The following is a 22,382-nucleotide window of genomic DNA, read 5'->3' on the forward strand; positions in this document are numbered from 1 at the left end:
CTCCCGCCGCCCCCTACCAGGGCGCTCCGCAGCAGGGTGGCGGCGGGTTCCAGGCGCCGTACCAGAACGCGCCGAACCAGGGCCCCTACCAACAGAACCCGCAGTATCCGAACCAGCCCTATCCGAACGCGCAGCAGCCGTATCAGAGCCCGCCCCAGAACGGGCCGTACCAGAACGCGCCGTTCCAGGGCTCGCCCTATCAGGGGGTGGATGACGGGGAGCGCCGCAGGGCCACCCGTGCCATCGGCATCGGCGCGGCGTTCTTCGTGATCGGGTTGCTGATCACCGTGCTCACGTACTCGCACGCGTCCGGGAGCGGCGGCGGGGTCTACGTCGTCGCCTGGGGTCCGATGCTCTTCGGGGGCATCCGGATGATCATCGGCCTGGTCCTGCTCGCCAAGGCCAAGCGGTAGCGAGACCGCAGGGTCACGTCCGGCCCCGCCCGGGTGTTCGCAGGATGACGACGGACTCGCCGGGGAGCCCGCTCCCGTCCTCCTCGATCGAGGAGGCGAGGAGCACGTCGCCGTCCGGAAGCGGCAGCGGTTCCGTGCCCAGGTTGACCGCGATCCGCAGGTCTCCCCGGTGGATCACGAGCCACGACTCGCCGTACTCGACCGCGACCTCGGTGAGGCGGGGGTCGGTGAGCTCGGGCTCGGCCCGCCGGAGCGCGATCAGCTCGCGGTACCACTCGTACAGCTCCCGGTGGCCCGGTTCGTCGAGTTCGCTCCAGTTCAGGATCGAGGCGCGGTACGTCTCGGGGTCCTGAGGGTCGGGGACGTCCTCCGAGGCCCAGCCGTGGTCGGCGAACTCCCGGCGGCGGCCCTCGCTGACGGCCCGGGCGAGTTCCGGCTCCTGGTGGTCGCTGAAGTAACGCCACGGCGTGGCGGCGCCCCACTCCTCCCCCATGAACAGCATGGGCGTGAACGGCGCGGTCAGCAGCAGCCCCGCCCCGACCTTGCGCAGGCCCGGGGACAGGCTCGCGGAGATCCGGTCGCCGGTGGCGCGGTTGCCGACCTGGTCGTGGTTCTGCAGGAAGCCGAGGAAGCGGTGGGCCGGGGTCCGGTGCGTGTCGACCGGCCGGCCGTGCGTACGGCCCCGGAACGACGACCACGTCCCGTCGTGCAGGAAGACCCGGGTCAGCGTCTTGGCCAGCACCCCGGGTGAGCCGAAGTCGGCGTAGTAGCCCTGCCGCTCACCGGTGAGCAGGGTGTGCAGGGCGTGGTGGAAGTCGTCGCTCCACTGCGCGTCCAGGCCGTACCCGCCCGCCTCGCGCGAGGTGACCAGGCGGGGGTCGTTCAGGTCGGACTCGGCGATGAGGAACATCTCCCGGCCCGTCCGCGCGCTCAGCCGGGACACGGACGCGGCCAGCTCCTCCAGGAGGTGCAGGGCGCGCTGGTCCCGGATGGCGTGGACGGCGTCGAGCCGCAGCCCGTCGAGGTGGTAGTCGCGCAGCCACATCAGCGCGTTGCCGACGATGTACGCGCGGACCTCGTCGGAGCCGGCCTGGTCGACGTTGACCGCCGGGCCCCAGGGCGTCTGGTGCGCGTCGGTGAAGTACGGGCCGAAGTGGCCCAGGTAGTTGCCGCTCGGGCCGAGGTGGTTGTAGACGACGTCGAGGACGACCGCGAGGCCGCGCCGGTGGGCCGCGTCCACGAACCGCTTCAGCCCGTCTGGGCCGCCGTACGGGTCGTGCACCGCCCACAGGTGGACGCCGTCGTACCCCCAGCCGTGCCGGCCGGGGAAGGCGGCCACCGGAAGCAGTTCGACGGCGTCGACGCCGAGGGCGACGAGGTGGTCGAGGCGCTCGGCGGCGGCGTCGAACGTGCCCTCCGGGGTGAAGGTCCCGACGTGCAGTTCGTACAGGACGGAGCCTGCCAGCGGCCGTCCTCGCCAGCCCTCGTCCGACCACTTGAAGCGATCATGGTCGTACGCGCGGCTCAGTCCGTGCACGCCGTCCGGCTGCCAGGGCGAGCGCGGGTCCGGGAACGGTCCATCGCCGTCGAGCACGAAGCCGTAGTCCGGTTCACCGGTCCCGGCGCCGACGTCCGCCGTCCACCAGCCGGGCCGCTCGGCGCGCGTCATCGCGTGCCGGGTCCCGCCGGTCTCCACCTCGACGGTCTCGGCGGCCGGCGCCCACACCTCGTACCTCATGCGGCCTCGATCAGGACGGCGACCGGAAGCAGCCGGAGGACCCCGCCGAGCTGCAGGCCGGAGGGGTAGGACTGGTCGGTGAGGACGTCGTTCCAGGGGCCGCCGGGCAGGTCGAGGTGGGTGTCGCCCCATCCGCCGCGGCGTTCGAGCCCGGCGGGCAGCCGCGTCGCGACGATCACCGCGCCGCCGCGCCGGAACGCCACGGCGTGGGCGGCCGCCGAGCCGGTCGCGGGCACCGGCGTGTAGTCGCCGTCGAACCAGTCCGGGTGCTCCTCCCGCATCCGGAGCAGGCGGGACGTCACGAGGAGCTTCTCGCCGTCCAGGTCGGCCGGGGTGGTCCCGGCGTCGAGGTCGGCGAGCAGCTCGCGGCGGCGGGCGTAGTCGACCGGGCGCCGGTTGTCGGGGTCGACGAGGGACAGGCCGGTCAGCTCGCAGCCCTGGTACACGTCCGGTACGCCCGGCATGGCGAGCTGCACCAGTTTCTGGCCGAGGGAGTTCACGCGGGCGTACGGCGCGATCCGCCGGACGAACCGTTCGACCTCCCCGGTCAGCGTCGGATCGGACAGCACCGCGTCGGCGTGGGCCAGCACCGCCTCCTCGTACGCCGGGTCCCCGTCGGTCCAGGACGTGCGGGTCTTCGCCTCGCGCATCGCCTTGGTGAGGTACTCCTTGAGCCGGTCGGGCGGCAGCGGCCACGCGCCGACGACCGTCTGCCACATCAGGTAGTCCAGGTCGGGTTCCAGGGGACTCTCCGGCGCCCGGGACCGCCAGCGGCCGACGGCGGCGACCCACTCGTCCGGCAGCTCCGACAGGACGGCCAGCCGCGCCCGTACGTCCTCCTGCCGCTTGGTGTCGTGCGTCGACAACGTGGTCAGGGTGCGCGGCCAGTCGGCGGCGATCCGCGCGCAGTAGGCGTGGAACTCCTCCGCCGACACCGCGAACCTCGCCGGGTCGCCGCCCACCTCGTTCAGCGCGGCCAGCCGCGACCAGCGGTAGAACGCGGTGTCCTCGACGCCCTTGGCCGTCATCGGCGCGGACGTCTGCTGGAACCGTACGACGAACTCGTCCCGCGTCTCGTCCCGGCCGCCCAGGCCCAGCACCAGGGGGATGACCTTGTCGAGCAGGTCGCCGTCCGGGAGGGCGGCGCGGGCCTCGGCGGCGGCCTGGGCGACGATCTCCAGGGCCTGGGCCGGCGGCTCCTCGCCGGGCACCATGTAGGCCCGGTAGACCGGCATCGCGACCAGCAGCTCGACCAGGACCTCGCGCAACGCTCCGGGGTCCTCCTCCGGCAGGATCCGCGCCAGCAGCGCGGTCAGGCGGCGCACCTCGGGGACGAGGATCCGGTCGGCCGCGAAGCGCCGGGCGGCGCGCTCGACCTCGGTGAAGTCGGCGGGGCCGCCGGTCAGCGCGGTGTACGCCTCGGTCAGCGGCTTCTCCCCGGCCGGGTCGACGAACAGCCCGCCGACCATGCCGAGCGCGTCGTACCCCGTGGTGCCCGCGCAGGGCCAGTCGGCGGGGAGCGGCTCGTCGCCGGTGAGGATCTTCTCCACGACCACCCAGCCGCGCGGCCGCGCCAGCCGCCGCAGGTACCCGCGCGGGTCCGCGAGCCCGTCCGGGTGGTCGATCCGCAGGCCGTCGATGAGGCCCTGGTCGACCAGCCGCAGGATCACGGCGTGGGTCGCGTCGAACACCTCCGGGTCCTCGACCCGCAGTCCGATCAAGGAGGAGATGTCGAAGAAGCGGCGGTAGTTCAGGTCCGGTTCGCGCCAGTGCACCGCCCGGTATCGGCCCTGGCGCGGGAAGACGTGGTCGTGGTAGCGCAGCACGTCGCCGTCCGGGCGCGGCTCGTCATCGGGCGAGCCGAGCACGGGGACCACGACGGCGCCCTGCGACCAGTCGATGTCGAACCAGCGGGCGTACGGGGAGTCCGGCCCCTGCCGCAGGACGTCCCAGAACTGCCTGTTCAGGTTCTCGGGCGCGGGGACCGCCATGTGGTTCGGCACGATGTCCACGATGATCGACAGGCCGTGCGCGCGCATCCGGACCGCCATCGCCCGGAATGCCTCCTCGCCGCCGAGGTCGTCGGAGATCCGCGCGTGGTCGACGACGTCGTAGCCGTGCGCGGAGCCGGGGGTCGCCTGCAGGATCGGCGACAGGTACACGTGCGAGACGCCGAGCGCCGCGAGGTAGCCGGCCAGTTCGCCGGCCTCGGCGAATCCGAAGCCCCTGCGCAGCTGCAACCGGTAGGTCCCGGTCGGTCGCCTAGACACGACGCAGCACCTGGATGGAGCGGGACTCGACCCGTACCTTCTCGCCGCCGCGGTCCACCGGCCGCTCATGGTCCTCGTACACCTCGATGGGGGTCGCCGTGTCGAGCACGCCGGTCCACATCCCTCCGCCGGTATCGGGCAGCACGAAGTCCAGGTCGACGTCGGCCGCGTTGAACAGCAGCAGGAACGAGTCGTCGCGGACCGGCTCGCCGCGCCGGTCCGGCTCGGCGATGCGGTCGCCGTCGAGGAAGACCGTCACCGCCTTCGCGTACGGGGTCTGCCAGTCGGCGTCGGACATCGGCCGGCCGGAGGTGGCGTACCAGAGGACGTCGCCCTCGCCGGTGGGGAAGCGGCGGCGCCGGAACACCGGGTGCTCCCGGCGCAGCTCGGTCACCCGCCGTACGAACGCCCGCAGGACCTCGTTGGTCGGAGAGTCGGACCAGTCCATCCAGGACAGCTCGTTGTCCTGGCAGTAGACGTTGTTGTTGCCCCGCTGGGTGCGGCCCGCCTCGTCGCCGTGGGAGATCATCGGCACGCCCTGGGACAGCAGGAGCGTGGTCAGCATGTTCCGCTTCTGCCGCTCCCGCAGCGCGATGATCTCCGGGTCGTCGGTCTCGCCCTCGACGCCGTGGTTCCAGGAGCGGTTGTCGTCGGCGCCGTCCCGGTTGTCCTCGCCGTTCGCCTCGTTGTGCTTGCCGTCGTAGGAGACGAGGTCGTGCAGCGTGAACCCGTCGTGGCAGGTGACGAAGTTGACCGAGGCGATGGGGTGCCGGCCGTCGTCGGCGTACAGGTCGCTGGAGCCGGTGAACCGGCTGCCGAACTCGGGCAGCCGTCCTTCCACGCCCCGCCAGTAGTCGCGCATGGTGTCGCGGTACTTGCCGTTCCACTCCGTCCACAGGGCGGGGAAGTTGCCGACCTGGTAGCCGCCCTCGCCGACGTCCCAGGGCTCGGCGATCAGCTTGACCTGCGAGACGATCGGGTCCTGCTGGACCAGGTCGAAGAACGCCGACAGCCGGTCCACCTCGTGGAACTCCCGCGCCAAGGCCGAGGCGAGGTCGAACCGGAACCCGTCCACGTGCATCTCGGTCACCCAGTACCGCAGCGAGTCCATGATCAGCTGAAGCGCGTGCGGCTGGCGGACGTTGAGGCTGTTGCCGGTGCCGGTCGTGTCCATGTAGTACTCCGGCGCGCCGTCGACGAGCCGGTAGTAGTTGGCGTTGTCGATGCCCCGGAAGCTCAGGGTCGGGCCCAGGTGGTTGCCCTCGGCGGTGTGGTTGTAGACCACGTCGAGGATCACCTCGATGCCCGCCTCGTGCAGGGTCCGCACCATCAGCTTGAACTCCTGCACCTGCTCCCCGAGCTGCCCGGTCGAGGAGTATCCGTTGTGCGGGGCGAAGAAGCCGATCGTGTTGTAGCCCCAGTAGTTCGACAGGCCCCGCTGGAGCAGGACGTCGTCGTGCACGAACTGGTGCACCGGCATCAGCTCGACTGCGGTGACCCCGAGGTCCTTGAAGTAATCGACCATCGCCGGGTGCGCCAGCCCCGCGTACGTGCCGCGCTGCTCCTCCGGGATGTCCGGGTTCAGCCTGGTCAGGCCCTTGACGTGGGCCTCGTAGATGATCGTCTCGTGGTACGGGGTCCGGGGATGGCGGTCGGACATCCAGTCGAAGTACGGGTTGATCACCACGGACTTCGGCATGTGGCGGGCGCTGTCGTCGTCGTTGCGGGCGGACGTGTCGCCGAACCGGTAGGAGAACAGCGGCTCGTCCCAGTCGACCTCCCCGTCGACCGCCTTGGCGTACGGATCGAGCAGCAGCTTCGCGGGGTTGCAGCGCTGCCCGCCGCGCGGGTCGTACGGGCCGTGCACCCGGTAGCCGTACCGCTGCCCGGGGCCGACCGTCGGCAGGTATCCGTGCCAGACGAACCCGGACCTCTCGGGGAGGTCGAGCCGAGTCTCCTCGCCCTCGTCGTCGAACAGGCAGAGCTCGACCCGGGTGGCCGCTTCGGAGAAGAGTGCGAAGTTCGTGCCGGCGCCGTCGTAGTGGGCGCCGAGGGGGTAGGGGTCACCCGGCCATACGCGTGTCACATGGGTGAGCTTCCCTGCCGTGATCGCCTCACACGCAGATGTTCATGCCGGTTTGTAACGGAACAGGCACGCACGGCACCCCGTATTGCCTGGTCGCGCACGGAGCGTTATCTTAGGAGAGCCTTACCTAATGGATCAATCGAGAGGCTCTCCCCCGATGTACGCGTGTGTCTGCCATGCCGTCACCGACGATGACGTGCGCGATCATGTGGCGGCGGGAGCCTGTTCGGCCAAGGAGGTCCGCACGGCCTGCGGCATGCGCCCCGGCTGCGGCTCGTGCGTCAACCGGATTCGCGACCTGATCGAGCAGCACTTCGCCGCCGACGAGCGCGGCGACGCGATCACCGTGGCGGCCTGACCGGCGGGTCGGTCGGCTCCCTCGGCACTTCGCCATGCCACGATGGTGAAGTATGGAAGGTGACAGGGAGATCATCGGGCTGCTGAACGAGCAGCTCACCGCCGAGCTGACGGCCATCAACCAGTACTTCCTGCACGCCAAGATGCAGGAACACTGGGGCTTCACGAAGCTCGCCGAACACACGCGCGCCGAGTCGTTCGACGAGATGCGGCACGCCGAACGCCTGACCGACCGCATCCTCTTCCTCGAGGGCCTGCCGAACTACCAGCGCCTGAACCCGCTGCGCATCGGCCAGAGCGTGCCCGAGCAGCTCCGCTCGGACCTCGCCATCGAGATGGAGGCCGTCGAACGCCTCCGTCCGGGCATCGACCTCATGCGCTCGCGCGGCGACGTCACGTCCGCCCGGATCTTCGAGGAGATCCTGGCGGACGAGGAGGAGCACATCGACTACCTGGAGATGGAGCTGGAGCTCCTGGAGAAGCTCGGCGAGCCGCTCTACCTCCAGCGCTTCGCCGAGCCTCCGGGCGATTGAGCCGGTCGCCCCGAGAGACACCCGAAGCGGCCCGCGCGCTGCCGGACGCCGTGACGGCCGGTGTCACGGCGGCCTGGCGGCTGGGCTGGCAACCGGCCGACCTCGTACGCCACGCGACCCGTTCGCACGGGAGGCGGGCCGGCCGGATGATGACCGACGCGATCGCCGCCGAGATGCGCGCGTACGCGGCGGCGACCGTGGACGAGCGATGGTCCGGCCAGCTGACGACGCTCGGGGCGGCCACCTGGTGGCGGAACGACGACACCTACCTCGCCGAGTGGGCGGCCCGCAACGGCACCGACCACGCCACCGCCGTCCAATGCGCCCTGCGGCTGACCGCGCTGCTGCGCGCGCTGCCCCGCCTGGAGATGCTCTGCCCACCGCCGGGCGACGACCGGCCCCTCTCGGGCTGCGCCGCGGGCTCCCCGGGCAACGCCCGGCCCGCTTCGGGCGGCGCTGGGCCCTTCCCTGCCGACCCCCGGTCCTCTTCGGGCGGCGGCCGCGCCGACCGGCGGACGCTCGACCGGATCCAGGCGCTGCTGGCCAAGGCCGAGTCGACCGAGTTCCCCGAGGAGGCGGAGGCGCTGACCGCGCGGGCCCAGGAGCTGATGGCCCGGCACCGCGTCGACGACGCGCTCCTCGCCGCGCGGACCGGACGGGCCGACGACGGACCCGTCGGCCGCCGCCTGCCGATCGACAGCCCGTACGAGGCACCTAAGGCCCTGCTGCTGGGCGCCGTCGCCGACGCCAACCGGTGCCGCGTCGCCTGGAGCAGGTCGCTCGGTTTCGCGACCGTCCTGGGATTCCCCGCCGACCTGGACGCCGTCGAGCTGCTGTTCACGTCCCTCCTGGTGCAGGCGACGTCGGCCCTGGTCCACGAGGACGGCGACCGCGCCCGTACCCGCGCCTTCCGCCGGTCGTTCCTGGCCTCCTACGCCGTCCGGATCGGCGAACGCCTCGCCGAGGCCGCCGGCGCGGCCGAGCACCGGGCCGCGACCGAGGCGCCGGGCATGGACCTCCTCCCGGTCCTCGCCGCCCGCGACCGGGCCGTCGAGGACGCGATGACCGCGATGTTCCCGCGGCTCACCGGCCATCGGATGAGCGTCAGCGACCGGGCGGGCTGGCTGTCCGGCCAGACCGCCGCCGACCGCGCCGACCTCACTGCCCGCAGACCGGTCCGATGACCGTGTCATTTATCGGCACACCTGATCACAATGTGCGACGATCAGCGCTATGGGACTCGATGTCTATGCGGTCCGCCCGGGAGACCCGGCGGTGAAAGGCCACGACACGCTGCAGACGCCCGTGACGTGGGAATGGGAGGGGCCTGCGGACCTCGATCCGTTCGAGGACGTCCCCCGGGACTTCCCCGAGGGCCTGTTCTGGCCCTCCGACGGCGACTTCACCGGGTTCCGCGGCCAGGTCTACCGAGAGTGGATCAACCGCACGCTCGGGTTCAACCTGTACGAGCTGCTCGACCCGGCGCAGGTCCGCGAGCTCGCCGACCGTCTCGACCACTGGCTGGCCGACCTCCGCACCTCCGGCGTCGACAAGGTCGAGCTCGATGACGACACCACCGTCCCGTTGAGCGGCATCGAGGCGCTCGCCCAGTTCCTCCACGCCACCGCCGCCCAGGATCTCTGGCTCTTCCCCGACTCCTGACCGGGCCGGCGCCCCGCCGCTGTTCCTAGCCCTCGATCCTGATGCCGAACGCGGACGCCAGAGCCCATACGAGGCTCTGTGCGTCGGCGGACGACACCGTCGCACCGCGAAGACTCTCGACCCCGCCCACGCCTGACAGATCGCAATCCTTGAACCGGGCGTCGATGATCTTCGCCTGGGAGAACTGGGTGCCGGCCAGGCGGCAGTTCTCGAAGAGGACGCCGTTGAGAGTGGCGGCCTGGAAGCTGGCCTCTGTGAGGTCGCAGTCGCGGAAGATCACATCCCGCAGTGTCGACATCCGGAACCGGGCGAGGTTGGCGCGGCAGTCGGTGAACACCACGTCACGCAGGCCGCAGTCGATCCATGCCAGACCGGTGAGCCTGGAGTTCACCAGGCGGGTGGTGAACATTCGGCCATCGATGATCTGCAGGTTCGCCAGATCGCAGCGGGTCAGCTCGACGTCCTCGAGCCGGGCACGCGGCAGAACCACCCCGGGGAGCCGCGCATCGGCGAACCGACACCGGTTCACCTCCACGTCCTCGGCCTGTATCCCCGCCCAGCCGCTGCCATGAAGTTCCAGGGACAATAGCGCCTGGTCGTCTCCGAGCGGTTGGTCAGGTACGGCGACGCGCGTCAGTCGGCTCGGAAGCCTGGGAGCGGCCGGCTCGCGAAGCCGGGTCGGAGGACGGGAGTTCGGCATCGCCCGAGCGTACCGGCGAGCATCGCCCCAGACGGGGATGGTCTCGCAGTCCCGCGAGGCCGGTGGCGTGAGTCCGGGCGGCGTGGAACGCCGTACGTGAAAGGAGCGGAGCTCCTGCCGTGGACCGGCGGGATCGGCGCGCACGACCTGGCCGCCGCCGTACGCCCCCTCGTCGCCGACCTGCGAATCGAGCCTCTCAGCGCACACGCGGACCTGTGGGGCGCCCCGGTGACCGACGAGCGCTACGCCCTGATCGCTCGGCTCTCCGGGAGTCGTGCTTGACGACCTCCGCGATACGCACGGCCACGTGATCGGCGTTGAGGGGCGTAGCGCTCGGTGAACCCGTTGAGCACGGGCCTCTTACCGGGACGAACCACTCGCCGGCACGAACTTTCGCCGAGCGTTACGCCCGCCCCGAGCTGCATGGTGGCCTCATCCGAACCGTGGAGCCAGTCCCGTCCGGGCCGCGGAGCCCTCTGCCGGATCGATCAGCCACTGTGACGCCGGAAGTGACGTGACAGGTCCGGCAAACCGGTCATCGATCCGTCACCGTCGACGGCAAGGTGACCACGACGACGGCACCGTGCCCACGGCGGCGGCGAACGACTCGCAGTGGCTGGTGATGTGGTGCTGGTACCGCCGCGAGTACGCCGCCATCGCGAGATTCGGCCCCGAGTCGACGATCATCTACGACCGCGACCCGCGGCGGTTAGTGTTCCGATGCCGCGCGGCCGAACTGGCGATGCCCATCCCATGAGCCTCGACATCGAGCGGACCAGGGACCGTGTCGCCGTACGCATGCAACGCCAGCAAATACTCACCGGCCCCAGCCCGCTCAGCCTATGGGCGGTCATCGACGAGGCCGCGATCCGGCGGCCGGCCGGCGGCCCGGAGGTCATTCACGGCCAACTCGAACGTCTCGCAGAAGCGGCCCGCATGCCCTCGGTGACACTGCAGCTGATCCCGTTCTCCATCGGCGCTCATCCGGGCGTCGGACGTGGCCCGTTCACAATCCTCCAGTTCCCCGACGAGACCGACCGGGACGCCGCCTACGTCGACAACTTCGCCGGCGAGTTGTACATCGAGGAGGCGGCCGAGGTTGAACGATTCCACGGGGCGTTCCGTCATCTGGTCGGGGCCGCGTTGTCACCCGCGGCTACGATGACGTTCATCGCCGAAGAATTGGCAAGCACCTGACCCACCGAGCCGAGAGGCGTACGTCCATGCCCCAGGTCGATCTGTCGCGTGCCGAGTGGCGTAAGGCCAAGCGGTCCACGGACTCCGGTGAGTGCGTCGAAGTCGCCACCGTCAACAGCTGAGCAGCGTAAGAGCCCCGCGCCATCGGAGCGACCGAGACCGAGCCGCCGCAACCGATACAGCGGTCGTCGACGAACCAATCTCGGGCCGCGCTTTCGGGGTGACGCCGGTCGCCGCGAGCCATGCGACCAAACCTAGGGTCCATCTCAAAGGCAGGCCAGCAGCCATTCGTTGCTAGCGGCGTCCGCCGTACTCGCGTTCGATGCCGTCCAGGATCCAGGTAAGGCCCTGTTGGAAGTCCTCCTGGGCGTGGATCCCCGCCTCGAGCACCGGCTTCAGGTGCGGGAACCGCCCGTCGGCCAGGAGGCTCCGCACATAGGGCTGTTCCTCGATGCCGCCCAGGGCGCCCGTTTCGCCCTCCGCGCTGTGGTGCGCGCGGAGCGTGTAGCCGAGCATGTAATGGTCGATGGCCGTCACGATGGCCAGCATCTCGCGCGGATCGTCGGTGAGCCGACTCGCGGCCGCGAAGACCTGCTCGGCGTGCATGAGCCCGTTGGGCCCGACCCGCGGTGAGCGCCCCACCAGTTGGAACAGCCACGGGTGCCGCAGTCCGGCCTCCCGTTCCCTGTCGGCGATCCGCCGGATCGCCTCGCGCCAGTCGTCGGGCAGCTCTCCCTCGATCAGCACCTCGGCGGCCACCTCGTCGTGCATGAGGTCGAGGAGGTCCTCCTTGGCGTCGATGTGCGTGTAGAGGCTCATGGCGCGCACGCCGAGCTCGCTCGCGACACGCCGGATCGAGACCGCGTCCAGCCCCTCGGCGTCGGCGATCGCGATGGCGGCGGCCACGATCGCTCCCCGGCTGAGCTTGGGCCGGCGCCCACCGCGAGGGCGGGACCACACCGGCTCGGCGGCGCGTGCGCGGTCGCCGGCGCGCTGGTGGCGCTCGGGTGTGGCGGACGGGCGGTCCCCATCGATGGTCATGCCCAGATCCTACCCGTACACCGTACGGCGCTACCGAGACGGTGTACGGGTCGAGCGATACGCTGTACGGTCTGAGCGATACAGCGTACGGAAACCTCACCGGGAGGAGACCGGATGACCACCGCACCCACCCGCGAACCCGCCGCCGGCCGGCGCGGCATCGATCCCGAGCTGCGCCGGCTGGCGATCGTCGTGCTGCTCGGGACGATCATGACGATCCTCGACACCACGATCGTGAACGTCGCGGTCACCACCCTCGGCAGGGAGTTCGACGCCTCGCTGTCGTCGATCCAGTGGGTGATGACCGGCTACACCCTGGCCCTGTCCATGGCGATCCCGCTCACCGGCTGGTCGGTCCGCCGCTTCGGCGCGCGCACGATGTGGCTGACCTCGCTGGGGCTGTTCATCTCCGGCTCGCTGCTGTGCGGACTGGCCTGGTCGGTGCCCTCCCTGATCGCGTTCCGGATCCTGCAGGGCGTCGGCGGCGGCATGCTCATGCCGATCGGCCAGACCGTGCTGGCCCGTGCCGCCGGGCCGGACCGGATGGGCCGCGTGATGACGATCGTCTCGGTACCGGCCATGCTCGCGCCCGTGCTCGGCCCGCTGCTCGGCGGCGTGATCCGACGTACGGCTGCTGCGCGACCGCTCGTTCGCCACCGCGACCGGCGGGCTGTTCGCCTACTGCGCCTCGGTGTTCGGCCTGGTGGTGCTGCTGCCGCTGTTCTCCCAGGTGGTGCGGGGCGAGTCGCCGATGGACGCGGCATGGCTGATCTCTCCGCTCGGCCTCGGCGCGATGATCACGATGACCGTGTCGGGAAGAATGACCGACCGGTACGGGGCACGCTGGATCGCGACCGCCGGGCTGACGCTGGTACTGGCCGGAACGCTGGTCCTGACCCGGATCCAGCCGTCCACCGGCCACCCGGCGCTGATGGCCGTGATGCTGGTCATCGGCCTGGGGCACGGCGCCATGTCGCCGACCCTGATGGCGGCGGCCTACCAGGGCATCCCGCGCGAGTCGGTGCCCGCCGCGACGACCGGTGCCAGCATCCTCGTCCGGATCGGCAGCTCGCTCGGCACCGCGGTCCTCACGATCGTCCTCCAGATCATGATCCGCGACGACGTGCCGGGGGCGACCGGCAACCTCAAAGAGGCCGTGACCCACCGTGCCGCGCGGACGCCCGCGCAGCTCACCTCGGCGTTCACCGACACGTTCTGGTGGGCGGCCGCGCTCCTGGCCGTCACGCTGATTCCCGTGCTGCTGATCCCGCGCAGGCGCGGCCTCGGCTGAGCCGGGTCAGCAGGTGTGGTGTTCGATGGAGGCGAGGGTGCGGCCGGCGACCTGGAGGACCCAGAAGGCGCCCTTCGGGAGCTTCGGGTCCTCCGGGGGCCGGGCGCCGAGTTCCTCACAGGCCCGGTTGATCAGGTCGGGCACGAGCTCCCCGTGGGTGCAGATCACCACGGGGACGCCGTCGGCGAGGAGTTCGGCGAGGCGGTCGCCCGGGGCCTTGGCGGTGCCGACGGTGACGGCCCAGTCGGTGCGGACGTCCGCGGCGGTCCGGGCGGCGTAGGGCAGGACCGTCTCGAGGCAGCGGGCCGTCGCCGAGCTGATCACCCGCGCCGGGCCGTAGCAGACGAGCACGTCGTCGAGCCGCTGGGCCTGCGCGCGCCCCTCCTGGTCGAGGGGGCGCAGCAGGTCGTCCTCCTCCCAGTCCCGCTTCTGCCCGGCGGCGCCGTGCCGGAGGACGATGTACGGCGTGGTGCGCAGGGGACCGGCGGCGAACTCCCGCAGCACGTCGCGGTCGTGGTCGTGGCTGAGCCACCGCTCCGCCTCGGCGATCGGCAGCCACTCGATCCGGTCGACCTCCTCACTCGGGACGAACCGGGCCTCGTCCCCGGTCGCCGCCCAGTAGTCGACCCGCTTCGGGCGGCCTCTCACCGCATAGCGGACCGTACGCAGCCGGCGGCCGAGCACCGGCCAGACGCCGGTCTCCTCCCAGACCTCGCGGGCGGCGGCGCGTACGACGTGCTCGTCGTGGTCGACCTTGCCCTTCGGGAAGGACCAGTCGTCGTACCGGGGGCGGTGGATCAGCGCGACGAGCGGCCTGCCGTCCGGGCCGGGCCGCCACAGGACCGCGCCGGCGGCGCGGATCGTCCCCGGGGGATCAGGATTCAACGGTCCTCCAGCGGCGCGCCCGCATCAGGTTGGTCTGCACGTCGATGTCTCCCTCGTGGCGGGTCCAGACGCCGCTCTCGCCGAGGACCCAGCACTTGGTGTCCGCGCCCATCGCGAGGTCGAAGCGGCCGACGAGGTCCGCGCAGTGGGCCGGGTCGGTGACGCGGACGAGCGTCTCGACGCGGCGGTCCAGGTTGCGGTGCATGAGGTCGGCGCTGCCGATCCAGACCTCGTGCTCGCCGCCGTTCTCGAAGGCGTACACCCGGGAGTGCTCGAGGAACCGGCCGAGGATGCTGCGGACCTGGATCGTCTCCGACATGCCGGGCACGCCGGGGCGGAGCGCGCAGATCCCGCGGACCCACACGTCGATCGGCACGCCCTCCTGCGACGCCCGGTAGAGCGCGTCGATGAGCACCTCGTCGACCAGGGCGTTGCACTTGAACCGGATGCGAGCCGGGCGGCCCTCCTCGTGACGCTCGATCTCCCGCTCGATGCGCTCGACCAGCCCGGCCCGCAGGGAGTCGGGGGCGACCAGGAGCCGCCGGTAGGCGGTGTCCCGCGAGTAGCCGGTCAGGTGGTTGAACAGGGCGCTGACGTCCTGCCCGACCTCGTGGTCGGCGGTCAGCAGGCCGTAGTCCTCATAGATCCGGGCCGTCTTGGGGTTGTAGTTGCCGGTGCCGATGTGGCAGTAGCGGCGCAGTGAGCCGTCGGACTCCTGCCGGACGACCAGCGCGACCTTGCAGTGGGTCTTGAGGCCGACGAAGCCGTACACCACGTGACAACCGGCGCGCTCCAGCTTGCGCGCCCAGGTGATGTTCGCCTGCTCGTCGAACCGCGCCTTGATCTCGACGACCACGACGACCTGCTTGCCCGCCTCGGCGGCGTCGATGAGGGCGTCGATGATCGGTGAATCGCCGCTCGTGCGGTACAGCGTCTGCTTGATCGCCAGGACCTGCGGGTCGGCGGCGGCGTCCTCGATGAGGCGCTCGACGCTGGTGGTGAAGGAGTCGTAGGGGTGCTGGACGAGGACGTCGTGGTCGCGAAGGGTGGCGAAGATGTCGGTGTCGTGCGGCAGCGCCGCCTCTGACGGCACGAACGGCGGGTACTTCAGCTCGCTGCGGTCCAGGTCCGCGATGGCGGACATGCCACCGAGGTCGAGCGGGCCGGGCACGCGGTACACCGCGCGCTCGTCGACCTCCAGCTCGGTCATCAGCAGCTCGAGGACCTCCGGGGTGATCGACTCCTCGACCTCCAGGCGTACGACGGGCCCGAACCTGCGGCGCAGCAGCTCACGTTCGAGGGCCTGGAGGAGGTCCTCGGCGATGTCCTCGTCGACCTCCAGGTCCTGGTTGCGGGTGACCCGGAAGGCGTGGTGCTCGAGGATCTCGGTCCCGGTGAACAGCTCCGGCAGGTTCTCGGCGATCACGTCCTCCAGCGGCACGAACCGCGAGGGCGACGCCTCCAGGAACCTTGGCAGCAACGGCGGGACCTTGACGCGCGCGAACATGGTCGTGCCGATCTCCGGATCGCGGACCAGCACCGCCAGGTTGAGGGACTGCCCGGAGATGTACGGGAAGGGGTGCGCCGGGTCGACGACCAGGGGCGTCAGAACCGGGTAGATCTGCCGCCGGAACAGGCGGTTCAGGCTCTCCTTCTCGGTGTCGGCCAGCTCGTCCCAGCGCAGGACCTCGATCCCCTCCTTGGCGAGGGCCGGGCAGATCTCCTCGCGGAAGAGGGCGGCGTGCTCGAGCATCAGCTCGCGCGCGACCTCGGAGGTGCGCGCGAGCACCTCGCGGGGCTGACGGCCGCTGGCGCTCTGGACGGCGATGCCGGTGGCCATGCGCCGGGTCAGCCCGGCGACCCGCACCATGAAGAACTCGTCCAGGTTGGTCGCGAAGATCGACAGGAACCGTACGCGCTCGAGCAGCGGCAGCGACGGGTCGGCGGCCAGGTCAAGGACGCGCTGGTTGAACCGGAGCCAGCTCTCCTCTCGATCAAGGAACCGATCGTCCGGCAGCCCGTCCACGGAACGAGCAAAATGCCCTGGTTCAACGCTCATGAGGTATATGGTCCCCATTTTTGGTGAACGGAAAGCGAACGAGATGTTGCCGGTCCGATTCCCCTCGCCACCCCGCTGACCGGCAAAGACTCCGCTAGGCCCTTAGCGGGCGCGGCGGACGACGTACGGCTGGATGACGCCGAGACCGCGGGCCGGGCGGCGGCCGATGCGGACCAGTTCGTACGCGCCGTCGTCGCGCAGGCCGTCCGCCAGACCGGCGTCGGCCAGGACGGTGCCGGGCCGGGCGATCGAGGTGAGCCGGCTGGCGAGGTTCACGGTCGTGCCGAACACGTCGCCCATCAGCGAGAGCACCAGGCCGTACGCCATGCCGACCCGCACGTCCATGTCGCCCCCGGAGCGGACCGCCTCGGCGACGCACAGCCCGATCTCCGCGCCCAGTGCGGGGGTGTCGGCGGTGTAGAGAACCTCGTCGCCCAGGGTCTTGACGATCCGGCCGCCGTGCTCGGCCACGACGTCGGAGGCGGTCTCCTCGAAGCGTTCGACCAGCTCCGCCAGCTCCAGCTCGCCGAGGTTCCGGCTGGTCGCGGTGAACCCCACGATGTCGGCGAACCCCACCGCGACCCGGAGCCGTCCCGGCACGGCGTCCTCCGCCGCCGACGCGGTCAGCGCGCGGGTGCCGGCGGCGGCGAGCTGCCGCCGCCACGCGTGGACGAGGAGCGGTTCCAGCGCCGCGACGTGGCCCTCGGCGTGGTCCATGATGAGACGGACGACGTCCGGTGAGGGCGGCTGCAGGGGGTCGGCGAGCGCGCCGACGATGATGTCGACCTGCCACTCGGCGAGCCGCGCCATCGTCTGACCGACGGCGCGGACCATCCGCAGGACCATCTCCTCGTCCAGCAGGCCCTCGTGGAGCAGGTCCTTGATCCGCACCAGCGCGTCGAGGTCGCCTTCGGTGAAGGCGACCGTCTCGTCGGCGAGGTGCGGGAAGCCGAACGCCCGCCACAGCCGCTGGGTGAACTCCGGCGACACCCCGGCGCGTTCGATCGCGTCGACCCGGGTGAACCTCAGCTCGCCACCGAGGAGGAGCTCCTCGATCTCCCTCGGCTCCGGCGCGTCGCTCATCTACGGCTTGACGCCGTCGCCGTCGGTCAGCTCCTCGACGATCCGGTAGAGCTGGTTCTGGGCGTACTCGACGCGGGGGATGTTCTTCAGGACGAGCTGGCCGTGCTCACCGCCGGACTCGACGATCAGCGTGCCGGTGCCCAGCATCCGCTGGATGAGGTTGTGCTCGAACGACACGTCGTTGACCCGGGTGAGCGGGATGTCGCGCCCGGAGCGGGACAGGATGCCGTGGCGCAGCACGAACCGCCGGTTCGTGAGCGTGTAGGACGTGGTCACCCACCGCAGGAAGGGGATCAGCCCGACGACGAGGATCACGACGACCGCGACGGCCGCGATGATCAGGCGGATGATCGTCTGGGCGCTACCGCCCGGGATGAAGACGATGGCGACGGCGGCGACGGCCACCGTGACGACCGCCCAGAAGATCGTGCCGACCAGCGTCGACCAGTGCGGGTGGAACTCGAGGACGATCTCCTCGTCCCCGCCCAACGAGCTCTTCGCAAGACCCATGGCCGCAATCCTCGCAGAAACCGACGGTCCAGGACGATCAAAGTGCTGATCAGGTCACAAAGTGCATGACGATGAAGATGAGGGCGATGAGCCACACCCCGCCGCCGCCGACCAGGCCGCCGGTCGCGGTGTCGACGGCGTACTCGCGCTCCTCGTGCGACGTGCGGAGCCGGATCCAGCCGCCCGCCGTGAGCTGCCCGAGCCAGGGCGCCGCCAGCACCGGCCCGTACGCCAGGACGAGCCGCACCTGCCCCAGGCCGCGCAGGCTCTCGGCGAGCTCGAAGCCGACGGCGGTGACGACCACGGCCACCACGAAGCCCAGCACCGCCATCTGGATGTAGCGGCCGGTGAGGGGATAGTGGACCGGCTCGCGCACGCGCCGGTGCCCCTCCCCCACCAGCTCGGCGGCGTCCTGGTCGGGCCGTACGTCGTCGGCGGGCTCCGGAAGCGGACCGACCGTGTGCGATCCGAAACGGGTGGTCAGCTCCCGCCAGACGCCGGCGGCCCGCTCCTCCAGACCGTCGAGGCGCGCCCACTCCTGTTCGACGGAGGCGTACGCCGCCGTCCGCCGCTCCTCGGCCTCCGCCAGGCCGCGCCGGGCCCCCTCCGCGGCCAGCAGCCTGCGGCCGGCCTCGGCCGCGTACTCCTTGTACGCGCGCCGTGCCGCCTGCGGGTCCGTCATCAGCCCTCCGCCCTCACCCGGCACCGTCCCCGGACTCGCTCATCACCTCGAACGGGATGATCGGCTGGGGCGGCACGCCGGTGCGCTGGTCGTGGAACAGCGCCCGCCGGTGACGCGGGCTCCAGCTCAGGAGCTGACCGCCCGGCAGCGGCGACAGCTCACTGTCCCGTACGTCCAGGGCGACCCACGCGTCCATGTTGCGGACCGACCCGACGCGCTCGACGACGTCGGCCTTGAGCCGGTCCGTCGTCCGCCACCAGCCGAGCACGTGCATCCGCCGCTCCGGGCCGTGCTCGACGAGGCGGCGGATCGACCGGCGCAGGTCCTCCGAGCGGCCGGTCCCGGCGTCCACCGCGAACAGCGCGAGGTACTCGGGCACGTCCCGGTCGGCGGGCTCGGGCAGGTCGCCGCCGAGCGTCACCTCGTGGCCGTCGTCGGCCAGCCGCCGGGCCAGCAGCCCGACCCGTGGCTCGAGCTGCTCGTCCAGCGCGTACAGCCGGAAGACCGCCGACCCGGGCGCGTGCCCGCGGGACAGCGACAGCACCGCCGAGGCCAGCACGTCGTACGCCTCGTCGGCGCGGGTGCCGACCACCGCGAGGTTGCGGCCGGGCGCGCGGTCGAAGCGTACGGTCGCCGGGCTGCCCGCCAGGTCGATGAGCTGGCCGACCGCGCTCTCGCCCGGCGGCAGGACCGGCGCGGTCATCAGCTCGGGCACGTGCGCGCCGTCGAAGATGCGGGGCGGCGCGAGGTGCTCGGGGCGGCGCTGCCACAGCTCCCGCTGCAACGCGTCGAACGTGCCCGCGACGCCGGCGTCCGGCAGCCGGGCGATGCGGTTGGCCTGCCGCGCGCCCGACTCGGGGTTCACGACCGCGCAGAAGCGCGCGACCTGCGACGCGGCGAAGTTGTCGTCGGCGAGGATGCGGCGCGCCTTGGGCAGCGCGATCCGCAGCGTGAACTGGTCGAGGATGGCCCCGCGCCCCCACAGCGACTGCACGCCGCTGACGTTCTGGCTGGCCAGGACGAGGTGGATGCCCTGGGACCGGCCCCGGCGAGCGAGGTCGTTGAGGAGGTACAGCGACTCGTCGGTGATCCTGTCCTGCTGCTGGATCAGCACCTGGAACTCGTCGATCACCGCGACGATGCGCGGCCAGTGCCCGTCCGGGTCGACGGCCCGCAGCTCCTCCAGCTTGGTGACCTCGTGCTCGCGGGCGGCGGCGCCCCGGCGCTCGAGCTCGCGGGCCAGGAAGCGCAGCAGCGCAAGGCCGAACTCCCGGTCGTTGTTGATGTTCACGCCGATGAGCCGGGCGTGCGGCAGCCACGTCTTGTCGGTACGGCCGCTGGCCAGGCGGGCGAACGACACGCCCTCCTTGAAATCCAGCAGGTAGAACTCCAGCTCGTCGGGTGAGTACCGCGCGGCCATCGACCCGATCATGGCGTAGAGGAAGTTGGTCTTGCCGGAGCCGGGCGGACCGCCGACGAGCGCGTGCACCGGGTCGTCGCCGAGGAAGACCTCCACCGGCTCGTACCGGTCGACGTCCTCCCCGATCGGGGCGCGCACCCCGGCCGCCGACGACTCGCTCCACATCCGGTGCGGGACGAGCTCGGCGAAACGCGGCGGGTCGCGTTCGATGCCCGCCCAGCGGGCGGCGCGCTCGCACACCGCGCGGACCAGCTCGGGCGGCGGCGGCTCGACCGTCACCTCCAGCCCGCCGGTCATCGAGGTGGTGACGCGGCCGTCCGCCGTGATGTCGATCGTCTCGATGCCCGGCGCGTCCTCGACCGGCACGTCACGGCAGATCACGTGGATGCCGCAGGCCGCGCCGGCGTGCATCACGCCGGCCAGGTGGGCGACCTCGTCGGCGCGGAGGCCGCGCACCGGGCTCTGCACGATCACCACCTGCCACGGCTCGGGCCGCCGGCCGGTGGCCGCGGCCAGCTCCGCGAGCGAGGAGTGTCCGCCGCCGAGCACGTCGCGCTGGATGCGCCGGATGTCGCGGTCCAGGGAGCCGAGGAGGTCCTTGAACTCCTCGACGCCGTACACGGTGAGCAGCCCCGGCCGGGACAGCGCGTGGAAGCCGCCGAGCCCCGCCCCGAGGCGCCGCGGGTCGTACAGGCTCACCCGTACGGAGCCGGGCCGCGTCGTGGCGACGATCCGGACGAGCAGCGCGTCGACGATGGCGTCGGCGACCGGCGTCTGACCCCCGGTGATCCTCAGGTGGCCGGAGTCCAGCAGCGGGACGAGCGCGGGAACCTCACCGGCGGCCGTGCCGACGCGGTACAGGCACGGCCCGGAGTCGGCCGGCTCCGGCTCGGCCGGCCAGTCGGTCCAGGGCGCGGACGCGGCGCCGGGCGCGGCCTCGGCGGCCAGCTCCCGCCAGCCGGCGACCGCCGCCGCGGTCTCCGGGCCGCTGGTCGCCGCGACCTCCCGGCGGCTCTGCTCGACCGCGGCCTCGGCCTCGGCGATCTCTTCGTCGAGCCTGCTCCTGCGGGCGCGGATGGCACCACGCGCCTGCCGGATGTCCTTGCGCACGGCTGCAACGAGATCGCCGGGCTTGAGCGTCATGTGGGGGTTCCTGCGGCTTTCACGCAGAGGGCGGTGGGCGATGAACCTCGGTCGGGGACGTGCTGGTGTGCGGTCGCCTCAGAGCCCCTCGGCGTAGGTGTTCGCCTCTTCGATCGCGGCCGCGATCTGCTTCTGGCACTCCTCGATGCTCTCGACCGCCTGTCCCATCGCGCCCAGCGCACCGCTCAGGGCATCGTGCTCGCTCCCCTGCGCCACCGCGATCAGGTACTGCAGCGCCGACTCGGCTCGGCCGCCCGCCTGGACGAGCAGCTGCACGGCCTGCTCGGCCTCTTCGCCGGCCTGGGCGATGGCACCCTTGAGCTCAGCCACACTGGCCATGCAACGACCTCCGGAGGATGGGATAGCCCAATTAAACCGGCGTGTCGCGGACCGGTCCAGTTGAGTCGGGAGTCCTCCGCCTCTCAGATCGCGGCGGCGGCGTTATTCGCGGCCAGCCAGCCGGCCGGGTCGCCGCAGTCGTGATAGGTGCCGCGGATCGGGTGCACCAGCACCTCGAGGTCTTCGCAGAGCTCCGCGATCGCGTCGGTCGACTGGTACTCGCCGTTCACCGCGGGCTTCAGGCCGTCGAGGAAGTCCAGGAAGGCGTTCGGGAGCACCGCGCGGCTGATGTTCACATGCGCGACGTCGCCGATGTAGTCCGCCGGCTTCTCCTCCAGGCGATCGAGCAGCAGCCGGCCGCCCGCGTCCCGGGTGACGAACACGCCGTACCGATGCGCCTGCTCGCCGGGCACCGTCGCCGCGGCGATCGCTCCCGGCGTGCCGGCCGCCGTACGGGCCCGCACCATGTCGGCGAGGTCCGAGCCGCCGTCGGCGCGGAGGATCACGTCGTCGCCGGACATCAGCAGGAAGTCATCGCCGCCGATCCACTCCGCGGCGACCATCGCCGGGAGCGCCGTGCCGTACCGGCCGTCGCGGGGCTGCTCGAGAAAGGTGAACTCCGCCAGCTCGTGCAGCCGGGCGATCGGCTCGTACTTGCCGTCCCAGCCGCGCTCGTGGAAGTGGTCCCGCAGCGCACGGTCCTCGGTGAAGTAGTGCCGGACCTGTGTGTCGCCCGGCGCGGTGACGATCGCGATCTGCTCGATCCCCGCAGCGACGCAGTCCTGCACCGCGAGGTGCACGACGGGCCGGTCGAGGATCGGCAGCATGCACTTGTTGACCGCCTTGGCGATCGGGAAGAACCGGGAGCCGTACCCGGCGACGGTGATGACGGCTTTGAGCGCCACGGGATCAGCACCTGGTCCGAAGGTCGTCGATGCGGCAGTACGCGAGGATCACGTCGGCGAACGTGACG

General features: G+C 71.4%; 23 protein-coding genes and 1 pseudogene. 11 read left to right on the forward strand and 13 right to left on the reverse strand.

The features are described 5' to 3' along the window. On the forward strand, positions 1-413 hold a 413-nt coding region (locus AB0K82_RS37940), incomplete at its 5' end, for a hypothetical protein (RefSeq protein WP_364406544.1). Between the two features lie 13 nt (positions 414-426). Here AB0K82_RS37940 and treZ read toward each other — a convergent pair. From treZ to glgX, 3 genes are read right to left on the reverse strand one after another with little or no spacing between them, the layout of a single operon-like run. Further along, positions 427-2,151 carry a malto-oligosyltrehalose trehalohydrolase gene (treZ, locus tag AB0K82_RS37945; protein ID WP_364406547.1) on the reverse strand — a complete coding sequence of 575 codons (1,725 nt, stop codon included), beginning with the start codon at positions 2,149-2,151 and terminating at the stop codon, positions 427-429. After that, positions 2,148-4,421, reverse strand: coding sequence for a malto-oligosyltrehalose synthase (treY, locus tag AB0K82_RS37950; RefSeq protein WP_364406550.1), 2,274 nt, complete (start codon positions 4,419-4,421; stop codon positions 2,148-2,150). Before treY ends, treZ begins: the two co-directional genes overlap by 4 nt. After that, positions 4,414-6,507 carry a glycogen debranching protein GlgX gene (gene glgX, locus AB0K82_RS37955; RefSeq protein WP_364406552.1) on the reverse strand — a complete coding sequence of 698 codons (2,094 nt, stop codon included), beginning with the start codon at positions 6,505-6,507 and terminating at the stop codon, positions 4,414-4,416. The genes treY and glgX overlap by 8 nt, the downstream gene beginning before the upstream one ends. Positions 6,508-6,637: 130 nt before the next feature. On the opposite strand from glgX, the gene AB0K82_RS37960 reads away from it, so the two are divergent. Genes AB0K82_RS37960 through AB0K82_RS37975 form a run of 4 tightly spaced genes read left to right on the forward strand, consistent with a single transcriptional unit; the run spans position 6,638 to position 9,059 of the window. Further along, positions 6,638-6,865 carry a (2Fe-2S)-binding protein gene (locus AB0K82_RS37960; RefSeq protein ID WP_364406554.1) on the forward strand — a complete coding sequence of 76 codons (228 nt, stop codon included), beginning with the start codon at positions 6,638-6,640 and terminating at the stop codon, positions 6,863-6,865. 52 nt (positions 6,866-6,917) lie between these two features. Further along, the gene (gene bfr, locus AB0K82_RS37965) at positions 6,918-7,397 is read left to right on the forward strand and encodes a bacterioferritin (RefSeq protein ID WP_364406556.1); all 480 of its coding nucleotides are present in this window, start codon (positions 6,918-6,920) and stop codon (positions 7,395-7,397) included. After that, positions 7,394-8,581: a DUF2786 domain-containing protein gene (locus AB0K82_RS37970; RefSeq protein ID WP_364406558.1), complete on the forward strand. Its 1,188-nt coding sequence runs from the start codon at positions 7,394-7,396 to the stop codon at positions 8,579-8,581. The genes bfr and AB0K82_RS37970 overlap by 4 nt, the downstream gene beginning before the upstream one ends. A gap of 49 nt (positions 8,582-8,630) precedes the next feature. Next, the gene (locus tag AB0K82_RS37975) at positions 8,631-9,059 is read left to right on the forward strand and encodes a hypothetical protein (protein WP_364406560.1); all 429 of its coding nucleotides are present in this window, start codon (positions 8,631-8,633) and stop codon (positions 9,057-9,059) included. A gap of 25 nt (positions 9,060-9,084) precedes the next feature. On the opposite strand, the gene AB0K82_RS37980 is transcribed toward AB0K82_RS37975, so the two are convergent. Next, a complete protein-coding gene (locus AB0K82_RS37980) occupies positions 9,085-9,588 on the reverse strand; it encodes a pentapeptide repeat-containing protein (protein WP_364406562.1) in 504 nt (167 codons plus the stop codon). Positions 9,589-9,855: 267 nt separating this feature from the next. Here AB0K82_RS37980 and AB0K82_RS37985 point away from each other — a divergent pair, with 267 nt between their 5' ends. From AB0K82_RS37985 to AB0K82_RS38000, 4 genes are all read left to right on the forward strand, one after another. Beyond that, positions 9,856-10,041, forward strand: coding sequence for a hypothetical protein (locus AB0K82_RS37985; RefSeq protein ID WP_364406564.1), 186 nt, complete (start codon positions 9,856-9,858; stop codon positions 10,039-10,041). Between the two features lie 301 nt (positions 10,042-10,342). Continuing rightward, complete coding sequence (locus AB0K82_RS37990) at positions 10,343-10,516, forward strand: hypothetical protein (protein WP_364406566.1); 174 nt, start codon at positions 10,343-10,345, stop codon at positions 10,514-10,516. After that, positions 10,513-10,956: a DUF5753 domain-containing protein gene (locus AB0K82_RS37995; RefSeq protein WP_364406569.1), complete on the forward strand. Its 444-nt coding sequence runs from the start codon at positions 10,513-10,515 to the stop codon at positions 10,954-10,956. Before AB0K82_RS37990 ends, AB0K82_RS37995 begins: the two co-directional genes overlap by 4 nt. Before the next feature lie 26 nt (positions 10,957-10,982). Further along, entirely contained in the window at positions 10,983-11,078 is a 96-nt protein-coding gene (locus AB0K82_RS38000; RefSeq protein WP_364406572.1) for a DUF397 domain-containing protein, read from the forward strand. 172 nt (positions 11,079-11,250) lie between these two features. Here AB0K82_RS38000 and AB0K82_RS38005 read toward each other — a convergent pair whose 3' ends face one another. After that, a complete protein-coding gene (locus tag AB0K82_RS38005; protein WP_364406575.1) occupies positions 11,251-11,997 on the reverse strand; it encodes a TetR/AcrR family transcriptional regulator C-terminal domain-containing protein in 747 nt (248 codons plus the stop codon). A gap of 210 nt (positions 11,998-12,207) precedes the next feature. On the opposite strand from AB0K82_RS38005, the pseudogene AB0K82_RS38010 reads away from it, so the two are divergent. Both AB0K82_RS38010 and AB0K82_RS38015 read left to right on the forward strand, forming a co-directional pair. Further along, positions 12,208-12,558, forward strand: a pseudogene (locus tag AB0K82_RS38010) (MFS transporter); the annotation flags it as partial. Positions 12,559-12,631: 73 nt separating this feature from the next. Then, the gene (locus AB0K82_RS38015; RefSeq protein WP_364406653.1) at positions 12,632-13,288 is read left to right on the forward strand and encodes an MFS transporter; all 657 of its coding nucleotides are present in this window, start codon (positions 12,632-12,634) and stop codon (positions 13,286-13,288) included. 6 nt (positions 13,289-13,294) lie between these two features. Here AB0K82_RS38015 and AB0K82_RS38020 read toward each other — a convergent pair whose 3' ends face one another. The 8 genes from AB0K82_RS38020 to AB0K82_RS38055 all read right to left on the reverse strand — a co-directional run bounded on the left by AB0K82_RS38020 (position 13,295) and on the right by AB0K82_RS38055 (position 22,314). Continuing rightward, positions 13,295-14,173: an NUDIX domain-containing protein gene (locus AB0K82_RS38020; RefSeq protein ID WP_364406578.1), complete on the reverse strand. Its 879-nt coding sequence runs from the start codon at positions 14,171-14,173 to the stop codon at positions 13,295-13,297. Next, positions 14,163-16,232 (reverse strand): RNA degradosome polyphosphate kinase, encoded by a 2,070-nt coding sequence (locus AB0K82_RS38025; protein WP_364406581.1) that lies wholly within the window; start codon positions 16,230-16,232, stop codon positions 14,163-14,165. Before AB0K82_RS38025 ends, AB0K82_RS38020 begins: the two co-directional genes overlap by 11 nt. Before the next feature lie 102 nt (positions 16,233-16,334). Then, positions 16,335-17,315 carry an adenylate/guanylate cyclase domain-containing protein gene (locus tag AB0K82_RS38030; protein ID WP_364406584.1) on the reverse strand — a complete coding sequence of 327 codons (981 nt, stop codon included), beginning with the start codon at positions 17,313-17,315 and terminating at the stop codon, positions 16,335-16,337. Then, positions 17,316-17,825 (reverse strand): PH domain-containing protein, encoded by a 510-nt coding sequence (locus AB0K82_RS38035; RefSeq protein ID WP_364406587.1) that lies wholly within the window; start codon positions 17,823-17,825, stop codon positions 17,316-17,318. Positions 17,826-17,874: 49 nt separating this feature from the next. Next, the gene (locus tag AB0K82_RS38040) at positions 17,875-18,507 is read right to left on the reverse strand and encodes a hypothetical protein (protein ID WP_364406590.1); all 633 of its coding nucleotides are present in this window, start codon (positions 18,505-18,507) and stop codon (positions 17,875-17,877) included. A 13-nt stretch (positions 18,508-18,520) separates the two neighbouring features. After that, entirely contained in the window at positions 18,521-21,070 is a 2,550-nt protein-coding gene (locus AB0K82_RS38045; protein ID WP_364406593.1) for an FtsK/SpoIIIE domain-containing protein, read from the reverse strand. 78 nt (positions 21,071-21,148) lie between these two features. Then, positions 21,149-21,409: a hypothetical protein gene (locus AB0K82_RS38050; RefSeq protein ID WP_364406595.1), complete on the reverse strand. Its 261-nt coding sequence runs from the start codon at positions 21,407-21,409 to the stop codon at positions 21,149-21,151. Between the two features lie 83 nt (positions 21,410-21,492). After that, a complete protein-coding gene (locus AB0K82_RS38055) occupies positions 21,493-22,314 on the reverse strand; it encodes a sugar phosphate nucleotidyltransferase (protein WP_364406598.1) in 822 nt (273 codons plus the stop codon). Between the last annotated feature and the right edge of the window lie 68 nt (positions 22,315-22,382).

Origin of the sequence: Actinoallomurus sp. NPDC052274, from assembly GCF_040679475.1 — a bacterium.
GTDB lineage: Bacteria > Actinomycetota > Actinomycetes > Streptosporangiales > Streptosporangiaceae > Actinoallomurus > Actinoallomurus liliacearum.

Bases quoted from the DNA above. Each gene is read 5' to 3' on its own strand.
- treZ (WP_364406547.1), bottom strand. From the start codon at position 2,151: ATGAGGTACGAGGTGTGGGCGCCGGCCGCCGAGACCGTCGAGGTGGAG.
- AB0K82_RS37960 (WP_364406554.1), top strand. From the start codon at position 6,638: ATGGATCAATCGAGAGGCTCTCCCCCGATGTACGCGTGTGTCTGCCAT.
- bfr (WP_364406556.1), top strand. From the start codon at position 6,918: ATGGAAGGTGACAGGGAGATCATCGGGCTGCTGAACGAGCAGCTCACC.
- AB0K82_RS37975 (WP_364406560.1), top strand. From the start codon at position 8,631: ATGGGACTCGATGTCTATGCGGTCCGCCCGGGAGACCCGGCGGTGAAA.
- AB0K82_RS37995 (WP_364406569.1), top strand. From the start codon at position 10,513: ATGAGCCTCGACATCGAGCGGACCAGGGACCGTGTCGCCGTACGCATG.
- AB0K82_RS38000 (WP_364406572.1), top strand. From the start codon at position 10,983: ATGCCCCAGGTCGATCTGTCGCGTGCCGAGTGGCGTAAGGCCAAGCGG.
- AB0K82_RS38005 (WP_364406575.1), bottom strand. From the start codon at position 11,997: ATGACCATCGATGGGGACCGCCCGTCCGCCACACCCGAGCGCCACCAG.
- AB0K82_RS38025 (WP_364406581.1), bottom strand. From the start codon at position 16,232: ATGAGCGTTGAACCAGGGCATTTTGCTCGTTCCGTGGACGGGCTGCCG.
- AB0K82_RS38030 (WP_364406584.1), bottom strand. From the start codon at position 17,315: ATGAGCGACGCGCCGGAGCCGAGGGAGATCGAGGAGCTCCTCCTCGGT.
- AB0K82_RS38035 (WP_364406587.1), bottom strand. From the start codon at position 17,825: ATGGGTCTTGCGAAGAGCTCGTTGGGCGGGGACGAGGAGATCGTCCTC.
- AB0K82_RS38040 (WP_364406590.1), bottom strand. From the start codon at position 18,507: ATGACGGACCCGCAGGCGGCACGGCGCGCGTACAAGGAGTACGCGGCC.
- AB0K82_RS38045 (WP_364406593.1), bottom strand. From the start codon at position 21,070: ATGACGCTCAAGCCCGGCGATCTCGTTGCAGCCGTGCGCAAGGACATC.
- AB0K82_RS38050 (WP_364406595.1), bottom strand. From the start codon at position 21,409: ATGGCCAGTGTGGCTGAGCTCAAGGGTGCCATCGCCCAGGCCGGCGAA.